Origin of the sequence: Saonia flava (genome assembly GCF_011927795.1) — a bacterium.
Lineage (GTDB): Bacteria > Bacteroidota > Bacteroidia > Flavobacteriales > Flavobacteriaceae > Saonia > Saonia flava.
The window spans coordinates 1010426-1025504 of sequence record NZ_JAATJJ010000001.1 but is presented as its reverse complement, the minus strand read 5'-3'; the positions used below and the strand labels follow the sequence as shown (position 1 = coordinate 1025504).

Annotated in this window: 9 protein-coding genes; 1 reads left to right on the top strand and 8 read right to left on the bottom strand. The window is 35.5% G+C overall.

The annotated features are described in order from the left end of the window. Window positions 1–118: 118 nt before the first annotated feature. The gene (locus GGR42_RS04375) at window positions 119–6052 is read left to right on the top strand and encodes a BspA family leucine-rich repeat surface protein (protein ID WP_167961213.1); all 5934 of its coding nucleotides are present in this window, start codon (window positions 119–121) and stop codon (window positions 6050–6052) included. 85 nt (window positions 6053–6137) lie between these two features. Here the strand turns inward: GGR42_RS04375 and GGR42_RS04370 are convergent, their stop codons facing one another. The 8 genes from GGR42_RS04370 to thrA form a co-directional block, all read right to left on the bottom strand. Next, window positions 6138–6848: a YebC/PmpR family DNA-binding transcriptional regulator gene (locus GGR42_RS04370; protein ID WP_167961211.1), complete on the bottom strand. Its 711-nt coding sequence runs from the start codon at window positions 6846–6848 to the stop codon at window positions 6138–6140. Between the two features lie 65 nt (window positions 6849–6913). After that, entirely contained in the window at window positions 6914–7201 is a 288-nt protein-coding gene (locus GGR42_RS04365) for a 4a-hydroxytetrahydrobiopterin dehydratase (protein WP_167961209.1), read from the bottom strand. A gap of 29 nt (window positions 7202–7230) precedes the next feature. After that, window positions 7231–8055 (bottom strand): sugar nucleotide-binding protein, encoded by an 825-nt coding sequence (locus GGR42_RS04360; RefSeq protein ID WP_167961208.1) that lies wholly within the window; start codon window positions 8053–8055, stop codon window positions 7231–7233. Between the two features lie 3 nt (window positions 8056–8058). After that, window positions 8059–8973, bottom strand: coding sequence for a glutaminase (locus GGR42_RS04355; RefSeq protein ID WP_167961207.1), 915 nt, complete (start codon window positions 8971–8973; stop codon window positions 8059–8061). Next, entirely contained in the window at window positions 8970–10058 is a 1089-nt protein-coding gene (gene gcvT, locus GGR42_RS04350; protein WP_167961206.1) for a glycine cleavage system aminomethyltransferase GcvT, read from the bottom strand. Before gcvT ends, GGR42_RS04355 begins: the two co-directional genes overlap by 4 nt. 100 nt (window positions 10059–10158) lie before the next feature. After that, window positions 10159–11454 (bottom strand): threonine synthase, encoded by a 1296-nt coding sequence (gene thrC / locus GGR42_RS04345; RefSeq protein WP_167961205.1) that lies wholly within the window; start codon window positions 11452–11454, stop codon window positions 10159–10161. After that, window positions 11455–12378, bottom strand: coding sequence for a homoserine kinase (locus tag GGR42_RS04340; RefSeq protein WP_167961204.1), 924 nt, complete (start codon window positions 12376–12378; stop codon window positions 11455–11457). It lies immediately after the preceding gene. 3 nt (window positions 12379–12381) lie between these two features. After that, window positions 12382–14826: a bifunctional aspartate kinase/homoserine dehydrogenase I gene (gene thrA / locus GGR42_RS04335; protein ID WP_167961203.1), complete on the bottom strand. Its 2445-nt coding sequence runs from the start codon at window positions 14824–14826 to the stop codon at window positions 12382–12384. Window positions 14827–15079: the final 253 nt, after the last annotated feature.

Here is a 15079-nt window from a genome sequence, read left to right as displayed (position 1 = left end):
TTTCTTAGGATTAGTCTTACATCTTTTTTTTTAACGTTATAACGATGTAAATAATTCTCAACAGGTTTGTGCTTGTATATTGTATAGTTTTTAACAAATTACTTCTAAAAACTTACCCATGAGAAGAATTTTACTATTTATCAGTCTTTTGTTTATTGTTATAAATTCCTATGGCCAGTCGATAGTTGGTTTTACATTGATCAATTCGGATACAAACGAAGATCTTATGGAAATTACGGAGGGAGCGGAAATTAACCTTTTGGAATTGCCTTCAGAGTCTTTCAATATAAGAGCAAATGTTACGGGAGTGGTTAATAGTGTTCGTTTACAACTTTCTGGATCTTTTTCTAATGCTAGAACAGAGAATGTTGCTCCATATGCCCTTTTTGGAGATAATGATGGAAACTATAATGGACAGGATTTGGGTATTGGCACTTATATTATATCTGGAACGCCATATTCGGACAGTAATTTGGGGGGTGACCAAGGAGAACCGTTTTTAATTGCTTTTTCGCTTTCTGAAAGTATTTCTTTATCAAATATTATATGTAAGGATATTACAGTACAATTAAACCCAAATGGTAAAACCAATATTGATGCCGAAGATGTTTTTGATGGCTTTGTAGAAACTTCAGAGGTTCAAAATATGACAGTTGTTCCCAATACTTTTTCAATTGACAATGTGGGTGAAAACATAGTGACATTATCTGTTTTAGACACAAACGGAAAAAACTCTATGTGTACCGCAAGAGTTATTGTTGAAGATAATGTTGCACCAACAGTTGTATGTAAAAGTAGTGTGATAATCGGATTAGACGAAAACGGTGAGGCCTATATTACTCCTTTGGATATTGATGATGGATCAAATGATGCTGCAGGAATATCCAGTATGTCTGTAAGCCCTAGTTTTTTTAATAATTACGGGGATGGGTTGGTTACCCTTAAAGTAGTTGACAATAATGGAAATGAAAGTACATGTAATTCTCAAGTGATTTTGGATGATATAATTGCGCCCGTTATATCTTGTCCTTCAGATATTAATGTTAGTAGTTTAAATGACAATTCTGTATTCATTGATATTGAAATGGCCACAGCTACAGATAACTATTGGCCAACAACCAATGTTTCTGCCTCAAGAAGTGATGGATTATCTTTAGAAAATCCATTTCCTATGGGAACAACAATTATAACTTGGACTGCAAGTGATCAAGTTTCCAATGTTTCCGAGTGTACCCAAACAATAGTTGTTGAAGAAACTCCCTCTGTACTTTCTCTAGTAAGTTTTACATTGGTCAATGCAGATACCAATGAAGATATAATGCCGATAAGTGATAGCATGATTTTTAATATTCTAGAGTTGCCAACTACAAACTTGAATATCAGGGGAAATACATCTGAGGATGTTGGTAGTGTACGATTGGAACTAAAGGGTGCATTATCCAATACAAGGACAGAGAATGTTGCTCCATATGCTCTTTTTGGTGATAATAACGGAAATTATAATGGACAGGATTTTGGTCCTGGCGAATATGAAATAATGGGCACCCCATATTCTGGAAGCAGTTTGGGCGGTGTTCAAGGAATACCATTAACTGTTAATTTTTCAATTTCAGAAGAAGAACTCTTCAGACCTTTTGTGACTACATGGAAAACGGATAACCAAGGACTCTCAGAGGATAACCAAATAACCATACCTACCTATCCAGGAGAAACCTATAATTATACAGTGGATTGGGGAGATGGTATTGTTGAGAATAATTATACCGGAGATGCTACTCATACATATTTGGCTCCGGGAATTTATACGGTTTCAATTGTGGGTCAATTTCCAAGAATTTATTTTTACGATGATAATGGTTTGGATACATTAGAACCGGACAAGGGTAAACTGCTGACAGTTGAAAATTGGGGTAGTATTCAATGGGCATCCATGGATGGTGCTTTCACAGGTTGTTACAATTTAGATGTAATTGCGTCTGACTTTCCAGATTTATTACAAGTAACAAGCATGGCTAACATGTTTGCTGGTTGTAGTAATTTAATTGGGAATAACGCTATTGGGAATTGGGATGTAAGCAATGTGAATATTCTTGGAGCAATGTTCGCGGCAGCCTATAATTTTAACATTGATATTGGCAATTGGAATGTAGGCCAGGTAACTGAAATGGGAGGGATGTTTACAGGGGCAACTGCTTTTAACCAAAACATTGAGTCATGGGATATGAAAAATGTAGTTAACATGCCATTTATGTTTCTAGGAGCTGCAAATTTTAATCAGGATATAAGTAGCTGGAATTTGCAAAATGCAATTGAGTTTACAGCAATGTTTGAAGCTGCTACTGCATTTAACCAACCCATTGGAAATTGGAATATGACATCTGCATCTTCGTTCTCAAGAATGTTCGCTAACGCAACAGCTTTTGATCAAGATTTGGGTAGTTGGGATATTTCAAATGTTTTGAACATGTCTGAAATGTTTTTAAATACAGGACTTTCTATCACTAATTATGACGCCACTTTAAACGGATGGTCAAATCAACCTTTGCAGAGTAATATACTATTTGATGGTGGAAATAGCCAATATTGTTTGGGTGAAGCTGCACGACAAAAAATGATGGACGATAATGGATGGATAATTACTGATGGAGGAATAAGTGACAATTGCCCTGATTTAGGACGCCCTTTTATTACAACTTGGAAAACAGATAATGAAGGATATTCTGAGGACAGTCAAATTAGAATTCCCACTTATCCAAGAGAAACATATAATTATACAGTGGATTGGGGAGACGGTAATTTTGACACAGGAGTCACTGGAGATATTACTCATACATATTCTGTGGTAGGTATATATGAAGTCTCTATAACAGGTGAGTTCCCTGGAATTTTTGTTACCACAGATGAAAATAACAAACTATTGAATGTAAAACAATGGGGTGACATTTTGTGGAAATCTTTTGAAAAAGCATTTTATCAATGTCACAATTTAGATGTAATTGCTACAGATGTTCCTAATTTATCCCAGGTTTCTTCAATGAAAGAAATGTTTGGTTCTTGTACTTCACTGATTGGTAATTCAAGTTTTGAAAATTGGGATTTGCAATCAGTGGAAAATATGGAGTATACTTTTCGCAATACATCCAATTTTAATCAAAATATCAATAATTGGAATGTAGGTTCGGTTAAATTAATGACAGGAATGTTTTCCGAATCAAGCTTTAATCAACCTCTAGATAATTGGAATGTTGCGAATGTTACAAACTTTGCAGGAATGTTTTTTGGAGCATCAAATTTTAATCAAAATATTGGTAACTGGGATATGTCTAATGCAACATCTATTAATGCTATGTTTTATGATGCTATTTCTTTTAATCAAGATATTTCTGCATGGGATGTTGGTAAAGTTGAGGCCATGGCAAATACTTTTGTTAATGCAATTTCCTTTAATCAAGATTTAGCTAATTGGGACATATCAAAAGTCAATATAATGGCCGATATGTTTATAGGAGCAGGTCTTTCTGTTGAAAACTATGACAATACCTTAATTGGATGGAGTGCTCTTGAATCTATTCAAAACGGAGTGGTATTTCACGGAGGTAATAGCCAATATTGCTTAGCCGAGAATGCCAAGCAAAAACTGATAGACGATTATGGATGGATAATTACTGATGGGGGAAAAAGTGACAATTGTGCTAATGTAGAAGTACCGTTTGTAACCACATGGAAAACAGATAACGAGGGGGCTTCTGCTGATAATCAAATAACCATACCTACTTATCCAGGAGAAACCTATAATTATTCTGTGGACTGGGGAGATGGAACTTTTGATACCGGAGTTAGCGGTGATATTACACATTCCTACGATGTTATTGGTACTTACCAAGTTTCCATTTCCGGAAATTTCCCTAGAATTTATTTTAATGGGGTAAATTATATGACTGATGGTAATAAAGAGAAAATTCTAACGATAGATCAGTGGGGTGGTAATGAATGGACATCAATGGATTCAGCTTTTAGAGGTTGTTCTAATTTGGATATTGTGGCAAATGACATGCCTAATTTAACATATGTTTTATCTACATCAAGTATGTTTACAGACTGTAGTTCTCTTGTTGGTAATCAAAAGTTTAATGATTGGGATGTTAGTGAAATTGTGGATTTGAGCAATATGTTTAGTGGGGCTTCAATCTTTAATCAAAATATTGGCAGTTGGAATGTTAGTAAGGCAACAAGTTTGTTGGGGATGTTTAATTCTGCCAAGCTTTTTAACCAAGATATTGGAGGATGGAATTTGGGAGAGGTTATAGATACATCATTTATGTTTTCATATGCAGAATCATTTAATCAAGATATTGGTGTATGGAATGTGTCTAAAGTTAAAGGAATGATTCACATGTTTTCAGGAGCTGTTTCTTTCAATCAAGATATTGGAAATTGGAATGTAGGCACCGTAATTAATATGGGCAGTATGTTCTCAGGGGCAACATCCTTTGATCGAAAAATTGGCAATTGGGATGTTGGCAATGTAATTGATATGAACGGAATGTTTAATGGAGCAGAATCGTTTAATCAAGACATTGGTAATTGGAATGTAAGCAATGTTAGAAATATGCTTGGAATGTTCAATTTTGCATACTCTTTTAATCAACCTTTAAATAATTGGGATGTATCTAATGTTGAAAATATGATGGGGATGTTCAGTATGGCACGTAGCTTTAACCAACCCTTGGACAACTGGGATGTTAGTAACGTAACCAACATGTCAATGATGTTTAATGAAACTAAACTAAATTACCCACTCAATAATTGGAACGTAAGTAATGTAACAACCATGAGTGCTATGTTCAGTCAAATAAAAGAGTTTAACCAACCTTTGGATGATTGGGACGTTAGTACCGTAACAGATATGTCATATATGTTTATAGGAGCTGAAAATTTTGATCAAAATTTAGGAACTTGGGATGTGGGAAATGTAACAGATATGAGTTGGATGTTTAATGGAGCAAGTTTATTCAATCAAGATATTGGTAGTTGGGATGTTGGTAAAGTTACTAATATGGCGAGTATGTTCGAAAATGCCTTTGTTTTTAATCAAGATATAGGTAATTGGAATGTTGGTAATGTGGAATACATGCAAAATATGTTTGAGGAAGGTATTAGTTTTGATCAGGATTTGGGAAATTGGAATATTGGCAATGTACTTGATTTAGACTCTATGTTTCATCAAACAGAATTATCCACAGAAAACTATGATGCAATTTTAAATGGATGGAGTAGTCTACCTTCTTTGCGGAGCGATATGATATTTGATGCAGGAAACAGCCAATATTGTTTGGGTGAAACAGGAAGAAACATTCTGATAAATAATTATGGCTGGGAAATAATAGATGCAGATAAAAATTGTGAGAATATGGTTCTGTCCATTATCGGTTTTGTTTTGGTAAATGCAGATTCAAACGAAGACATTATGGTTATTGAAAATGGAACGCAAATAGACTTGTTGTCATTGCCAACCAATTCTATAAATATTAGAGCAACCACCACAGACGATGTTAATAGTGTAAGGCTGAGCCTAACAGGTACTATCTCTAATACACGAACTGAAAACGTGGCTCCATTTGCTCTTTTTGGCGACAATAGTGGAGATTATTTTGGCCAAGATTTTGTTTTGGGGAACTATAGTCTAGAGGCAACCCCATATTCAGAAGTGGGAAGTGGAGGAACTATGGGTACTACAGTTACTACCTCATTTAGTTTTGTAGGCAGTGGTGTTGTTTCCAATAAACCACAGAATATGTTGAATGTAATGAGTATTTATCCTAATCCAGCGGTATCCCAGGTAACGGCAACTTTTGATGAGCCTTCAAATGTCAAAACAATAATGGTGTTTGATGTGTTGGGTAGATTGGTACAGACATATGAAGCCAAGGAAATTAAAAATGGAGAGGGTTATGAAATGGATATTAACTTTTTACAGCCTGGGACATATATTATTAAGACCTTAGATGAGAGTGGCAATAACTTTCAAAAACAAATGGTTATCGAAAAATAAAGTTTAATATATCGTCAGTTACCATAATGAACGAGGCCCTTTTAAGGGGCCTCGTTCATTATCAATCTATAATGTATATTACGACTTATTCCTGCATGGTATGATATACGTTCTGTACATCATCATCCTCTTCAATTTTCTCCAATAGTTTTTCTACATCTGCAACTTGTTCCTCATTCAGCTCCTTAGTTACTTGTGGAATACGCTCAAAACCAGAAGAAAGTATTTCGATCCCTCTTTCTTCCAATTCTTTTTGTATGGAACCAAAGCTCTCAAATGGAGCATAGATTAAAATTCCGTCATCATCAACAAATACTTCTTCCGCTCCAAAATCAATCATTTCCAATTCCAATTCTTCAGGATCAATTCCCTCTGCATCGATTCGGAAATTACAGGTATGGTCAAACATAAATTCAACAGAACCTTGAGTGCCCAGACTACCATTGCATTTGTTGAAATAGCTCCGAACATTGGCAACGGTTCTTGTATTATTATCTGTAGCTGTTTCAATTAAAACGGCAATGCCATGGGGAGCATACCCTTCAAATAATACTTCTTTATAGTCACCTAAACTTTTATCACTTGCTCTTTTAATTGCCCGCTCTACATTGTCCTTGGGCATGTTAACAGACTTGGCATTTTGTATTACAGCCCTAAGCCTTGAGTTGGAATCTGGGTCTGGGCCACCCTCTTTTACCGCCATAACGATATCTTTTCCAATTCTTGTAAACGCTTTGGACATTGCAGACCACCGTTTCATTTTACGCGCCTTTCTAAACTCAAAAGCTCTTCCCATTTTTTATTTTGTTTTTTGTAACGTGAGCAAATTTAATAATTTTTAATAGGGGTGCAAGGTAAAGATTATGCCTTGCTAATAATAGCATCAATACTTTTTGCAAGTATAAAATCTTTTTCTGTAACCCCTTGTGCGGTGTGGGTATTTAATCGGATGTGTAAGGAGTTGTAAATGTTTGTCCAATCAGGATGATGGTTTTGTGCCTCGCACTCAAATGCAATTCTGGTCATGATAGCAAAAGCTTCTTTGAAATTCTTGAACTCATAGTAGCTTTCAATTACATTATTTCTATATTCCCAACCAACTAATTTATCCACTCTCTTATAAATCTCTTCTTCGGTTAATTTTTCCATAAATTGGTTTTTAAGTGAGAAAATTACAATTAAAAGGTATGGTAATCAATAATTTCTTGATAGGTAACCTGAAGATTTTTGGGTAATTTATTTGCCTTGGGCAGCACCGCCAAGTATCTATCTTCATTGGTTGTAAACACCCTTTTATATAATGGCTGGTGGGATAGACCACTAATTTTTTTTACTATTTCGTGTATGAACTCTTCATGATGAACCAAGTCTTTACTACCCAAATGAAAAATCCCATTTTTATTTCTATTTATTAAATAATGGAGCTGCTGGGTTAGTTTGTTGTCATGTGTGACGTTAATAATTAGGTTTGGAAAAACTTCAATAGGTTCTTTGTTTTCCAGCAAGGTCTTAATCTCTTTGATTCTTGGGGATAACTTACCAAAAACCATGGGTATTCTAATGATGCCCATCTTCTCTTTTGGAAGTCTTAATAACATATTTTCGATTTTAATTTTTAGTCTACCATAAATACTAAGAGATAAGGTTTTGTCATATTCATAGGAGGGGTATTGACTATAGGCATCGAATACATTGGCAGAGGAAATAAAATAAAGCTTGCAATTAGATTGGGACATTAAATATTCTATGATATGTTGATGCGCTTGTATCTGTGCATTAAAATCTCCTCTAAGCGATGATATTATTAGTTGAGGTTGTACAGTTTCTAGTATTTTAAAAATGTCATCTTCCTGTAAATTATAGCTAAAAAACTGTTTGTTTTGCCCAAAGGATTTATTGGAGAAGTAGGTTCCATACGTGTCAAAATAGGAGCAGAGCTCCTTATATATAGCATTACCTATAAAGCCACTGGCCCCGAGTATTAGAATCTTCTCTTTATCCAAATTTTAAAAAATTGACAATCCTGTTTTGGTAGTTAACTGCTCCAATGCCAACATTCCTAGTTTGGAATTTCCTTTTTGGTTTAAACCAGGAGACCATGTTGTGACACAAAATTTATTTGGCAATAGTGCTACAATACCACCGCCAACACCACTCTTTCCCGGTAGTCCAACCTCAAAAGCAAATTCCCCTGCTTCATCATAAAAACCACAGGTCAACATTATGGCGTTGATACGTTTGGTCTGTTTAACCGTTAAATAACTCTTATTTAGTTGGCACATACCTTTGTTCATAAATATATAAAAGGCATTTACCAATTGTTTGCAAGACATTTGAAGTGAACATTGGTGAAAATAAAAATCCAACACGTCATCTACCTTATTCTTAATATTCCCGTAGGACTTTAACAGGTTGGCCGCAGCGTAATTTTTAAAACCTGTTTCTTTTTCTGAATAAGCAATTTTCTTGTCAAAATTGATGGTTTGGTCATTTGCAATGTTTCTAACGTAGTTTAAAAAATCTTCTTTAGGATTTTCTAAGTTAGATACTAAAATGTCCGCAATCACTAATGCTCCTGCATTTATTAAAGGATTTCTTGGAATTCCATTTTCCAACTCCAGTAATGACAAATGATTAAACGGGTCTCCTGAAGGTTCTACGTCTACCCGTTTCCATAGGTTATCCCCCATTATTGGAAACGCCATTGCCAAGCTTAATACTTTGGAAATACTTTGGATGGAAAATGCTTCCTTGGAATCTCCAGTAAAGTAATTATTACCTTCTTGGTCTATAAGATGAATGCCAAGCTTTTTTTTATCTATAAAAGCCAATTCGGGTATATAAGAGGCAATTTTTCCTCTTACTTCTATATTGGACATAGAAGCATGGATATCCTGAATGATTTTTTGAAAATCTATCATGAAGATTTATAAAATGGAAGTTTAATTACAGTGGCCGGTACTGCATTTTTCCTAATTTGTACATGAATGGTACTTCCTATTTCGGAAAAAACTTTGGGGACGTAGCCTAACCCAATGCCAACCCCTAAAGAAGGTGACATGGTTCCGGAGGTAACTATTCCAATTTTTTTACCCTGTCCATCCACTATGTCGTAATCGTGCCTAGGAATGCCTCTCTCTGTTAATTTAAAGGCGATAAGCTTTCTTTCTGGGGTTCTGTTTTTTTCATTCTCCAAAGCCTCACAGTTCACAAAATCCTTATTGAACTTGGTTACCCAGCCCAAACCTGCTTCAAAAGGCGAGGTTTCATCATTTATATCATTTCCATATAGACAATACCCCATTTCCAACCTTAAAGTATCGCGGGCTGCTAGGCCTATTGGTTTTATACCAAAATCTGCCCCAGCTTCAAAAACCTTATTCCAAATCTGTTCAACTTCAGAGTTTTTACAATAAATTTCAAAACCACCGGAACCCGTATATCCCGTGGCAGAAATAACAACATGTTCTATATCGGCAAAGTCCGCCACTTCAAAATGATAAAATTTTATAGCTGATAAGTCGATTGAAGTAAGAGATTGCATGGCTTCAACAGCTTTTGGACCCTGTATGGCCAACAATGAAAAGTTTTCAGACAAATCGCGCATGTCTGCCCCAATTTCCTCATTGTATTTGGAAATGTGTCTCCAATCTTTATCAATATTTGATGCATTGACCACCATAAGGTAAGTTTCTTCTTTTATACGATATACAATTAAATCGTCTACTATGCCACCTGTTTCATTGGGCATGTATCCATATTGTGCTTTTCCTATTGTTAATTTGGATGCATCATTTGAGGTTACTCTTTGAATCAAATCCAATGCCTTTGTTCCTTCAATTAAAAATTCGCCCATATGGGACACATCAAACACACCAACACCATTTCTAACCGTTTCATGTTCTATGTTGACCCCTTCGTAAGAAACAGGCATGTTATAACCGGCAAAAGGAACCATTTTGGCTCCAAGTGCCTTATGGATTTCAGTGAGTGCAGTATCTTTCATTTAATCGTTTTTTCTGGAACAAATTTATTGAAATAAAATCTGCTTAAAGAAACAGAACGATTAACTTTTAAACTAAAAACGTTAATAAAAAGTAGAGAAATCAGCTATCTATAAGATAATTTTTCAATTCTTCATAGCTAGAAATGAACTTGGATTCTTTTTCTCTACCCATTACCTTTTGAATTTGCTGTGGAATTTCTAGACTGAGATTTAAAGTATCTTCTACAACATCCAAAAACTTTACTGGATGAGCCGTTTCAAGGAAAATTCCATATGTGTCAGGATTAGTTTCCTGATATTTTTTTAAACCTAAATATCCGACAGCTCCATGAGGGTCGGCAACATAACCCGAAATTTTTTGGATGTGTCTCATTGCATTTTTGGTTTCCATGTCTGTAAAAGATAAAGAGGAAAGGTTTTTGGACAATTCTACTAAATCATCTTTATATAGATGCCGAATCCGGATAAAGTTACTGGGATCCCCTACATCCATGGCATTTGAGATAGTTGCAATTGAAGGTTTTGGTTTGTAATCTCCATTTTTCATGAAATTGGGAACAACATCATTAACATTGGTAGAGGCTATAAAATGTTTAACGGGCATGCCCAATTTCTGGGCAACCATTCCAGCGCAAATATTACCAAAATTTCCACTGGGAACAGAAAATACTATTTCTTTTCCCTTAGATTTTAATTGCTTATAAGCAAATAGGAAATAAAACAATTGTGGCAACCACCGGGCAACGTTGATGGAGTTGGCCGATGTTAGTTGCATGGAATCAGTGATTTGTGAATCCAAAAAAGCAGTTTTAACCATTTTTTGGCAGTCATCAAATGTACCATCCACTTCCATAGCAGTAATATTTTGTCCAAGAGCGGTCAACTGTTTTTCTTGAATGTCACTTACTTTTCCACTGGGATATAGAATAACGACCTTAACGCCATCAACACACAGAAAACCATTGGCAACAGCTCCCCCTGTATCACCAGATGTTGCCACCAAAACGGTCACTTCATTTTTTTTGTCTTGGGAAAAATAGCCCATGCAGCGTGCCATAAACCGAGCACCTACATCCTTAAATGCCATTGTGGGTCCATGAAAAAGCTCTAAAGTGCCTACATTTTTTTCAATTTCCACTATTGGAAAATCAAAATCCAATACTTCAGCTAAAATTTCTTTAAGGACTTCATCTGGAATTTCATCACCCACAAATTGATGAATTGCCGTAAAAGCTATTTCTTGGTGAGAAAGAGTTTCGATTTCTTTAAAAAAAGATGTTGGTAAAGCTTCAATATTTTCAGGAAAATATAACCCTCTGTCTGGTGCAATTCCCCTTATAACGGCTTCCTTAAAGGAAACTTTTGGTGCATTGTGATTTAAACTGTAAAAGTGCATTTAATCAATTGTTTTTATTCCCTGAGGGTTTATTTTGGACACATGGACATCAAAATTAATCCCTATGTTTTTATATACATTTCTCATTGCCTCGGCAACATCATTTGCAGTATTTTCTCCTTTGCTCAATGCAAAAATAGAAGGTCCAGAACCAGATATGCCACCCCCTAGTGCACCTGCCTTTATAGATTCTGACTTTACTTTGTTAAATTCCGGAATCAATATGGAACGGATGGGTTCTATAATGTGGTCTTCTAAAGAACGACCAATAAGTTCATAGTCTTCAATGAAAAGTCCGGCAACCAAACCACCAACATTTCCCCATTGTTTAATACCATCTTTTAGAGTAATACTGGTTTTTAATATTTTTCTGGAATCGGATGTTTTTATCTCAATCTGTGGATGAATTACGGTAGCGTATAGTTTGTCTGGGGTATTAATTTTAATAACATCCAAAGGCTCGTAACTTCTAACCAAAGTAAATCCGCCATATAGTGCAGGGGCTACATTGTCCGCATGGTGGACGCCACTGGCCAAATACTCGCCTTCCATTGCAAATTTCACCAAGTCTAATGATGAAAATGGTTTCCCCAGAAGTTCATTTATGGCCCAAACAGCTCCTGTGGAACTAGCTGCACTGCTCCCGATTCCGCTACCAGCTTTAATTTTTTTATAGATTTCTATTTCAAACCCCTCTCTATAACCAATTGCATCCAATAAAGCTACAGCTGCTACGCCTGCTACATTTTTGTTAGTTTCCAAGGGTAATTCTTGTCCTATAAGTTTCGTGATTTTAATACCCTTTTCTTTTGTTTTTCTTACGACCATTTCATCACCTACAGAATCTAGGGCAACCCCAAGAACATCAAATCCACAGGAGATGTTGGCTATAGTAGCAGGGCAAAAGACTTTTAGTTCATCCATTAGTTAGAAATTACCAATTCGTATAATATCCGCAAAAATACCCGATGCAGTAACATCTGCTCCGGCTCCGGCACCTTTAATAATCATGGGCTGATTAGGGTATCTCTCTGTATAGAACAAAACAATGTTGTCACTTCCTTCCAAGTTATAAAAATCGTGCCCTTTAGGAATTTGTTGCAAACCAACACTGGCTTTTCCATTTTCAAATTGAGCAACATATTTTAATTTGCTATCATTTTTAACAGCATCTGAATACATTTTTTGAAAATCATCTTCATATTTTTTTAGGGAGGCGAAGAAGTCCTTATTGTTTTTAGTGTCCAGACTTTCTTGCGGAAGAAAGGGTTGATTTTCAATATCATCTATATCCAATTGATTGCCGCTTTCCCTTGCTAAAATCAATATTTTTCGCATCACATCAATCCCGCTTAAATCAATTTTTGGGTCTGGTTCGGTATATCCCTCTTCTTGAGCTTGTTTTACTACATCATGAAAAGTGGTCTCGTCATTAAAATTATTGAAAACAAAATTCAGGCTTCCAGATAATACCGCCTGGATTTTAAGGATTCTATCTCCAGAAGCTATTAAATGCTTGAGGGTGTCTATAATTGGCAATCCTGCACCCACGTTGGTTTCAAAAAGAAAAGGAGCATTGTACTGTCTAGCCAATTCTTTTAAGTTTTTATAGTTTTTGTACTCCGAGGAACAAGCAATTTTATTACACGTAACAACTGAGATACTGTTTTTTAAATACTTATTGTAAGTTTCTGAAACTTCATGACTAGCTGTGTTGTCCACAAAAATGCTATTACGATAATTTAGGGTATTAATGGTATCAAAAAACTTAGCTTTATCTGCTTTTTCCCCTGTTGGTAATAAATTCTCCCATGAGTTCAATGAAATTCCATTTTCATCAAAATACATGGTGCGGGAATTGGAAATACCTATGACCCTAAGGTTTAGTTTTAGGTTGTCTTTTAAGTATTTCTTTTGCTGTTTTATTTGATTCAGAAATTTAGAGCCTACATTGCCAACTCCCATTACAAAAAGGTTCAGCTGTTTTATGTTTTCTTCAAAAAACTCTTCATGCAAGGCATTCAATGCTTTTTTTACATCATTTGTGTTAATGACAGCAGAGATATTTCTTTCTGAAGCCCCTTGGGCAATGGCACGAATGTTCACATTGTTTTTTCCAAGAGTACTAAACATTTTGCCGCTCAATCCTTGATGGTTTTTCATATTATCGCCAACAAGAGCAATTATGGAAAGGTCTTCTTCAACAATAATGGGTTTTATCTTGCCTTGCGAAATTTCATATTCAAAAGATGTATTGAGTGCTTTTACCGCTCTATCGGCATCTAAAATGGAAACGCCCACACATATAGAATGTTCAGAGGATGCTTGGGTAATTAAAACCACACTGATTTCAGCAAGGGAAAGCACTTCAAAAAATCGTTTGGAGATTCCATATATGCCAACCATTCCCGGGCCTTCTATGGACAAAAGGCTAATATGTTCCACATGGCTAATTCCACGAACAGATTCTTCCTTGCTACTTGGATTTTTTGTAATAAATGTTCCAGGATGTTGAGGATCAAAGGTGTTTTTAATGTTAATGGAAATTCCTTTTGAGAATACAGGCTGAATCGATGGTGGATATAATACTTTTGCCCCAAAATGAGAAAGTTCCATTGCTTCCTCATATGAAATAAGGGGAATAGGTTTAGCCTGCTTTACAATTTTTGGGTTGGCCGTGTACATACCACTTACATCGGTCCAAATTTCTAATATTTCTGCATCTATCGCACCTGCAATGATGGCTGCCGTATAGTCGGAACCTCCTCTTCCTAATGTGGTTGGATTTCCCTTTTTAGAAGAAGAAATAAACCCGCCCAGGATAATAATTTCATTTGAAGAATTTGAAAAGAAATCTCTACAATTGGAGTTTGTTAGCTCAAAATCAACCATCGCCTTTCCGTGGGATTCATCAGTTTTTATTAGTTCTCTACTGTCTTTATGGATTGCATTTAAACCATCGGTAATAAAGTATTCACTAATGATATATGAAGAAAGTGATTCGCCGTAACTAACAATTTTATCCAACAATTGGGGTGTTGTTTCTTCAATTAAATAGGCTCCTTCCAGTAAGGTTTCCAAAGAGTTCAATTCACTTTTAACTATGCTGAGCACCTTGCTTTGTGAATGAATAGGGATAAGCTCCTTAATGGTGGTTAAATGTCTTTCCTCTATTTCATTGAGAATAGTTCTATAACTTTTATCATTCGAAGCTGCCAGTTTAGCTGTTTGTAATAATTGGTCTGTGACACCGCCAAATGCAGATACTACGACTATAGTTTTATTACCATTGGCAGTAACAACTATATTTTTTACTAAGTTAATATTATGGGCGTTGGCTACAGAAGTACCACCGAATTTTAGAACTTTCATTGTATAAAAGGGTTAAAAAAATTGATGTAATGCAAAAAATGATAGGACGGATGAATATAGCTGTTTACCCCATAGGGGTAGCCGTACTAATGGTGAAAGAATTGAAACAACCATTGTTTGCTGAAGAAAAAATAACGTTTATGTCTAATCTATGAGAATACATACTTCCTACAAAGAATCAAATGTACTACTTTTGAAGGCCTAATCAAATAATTGTAATGAATATTACAAAAACAGGAATGTTTCTTAAATA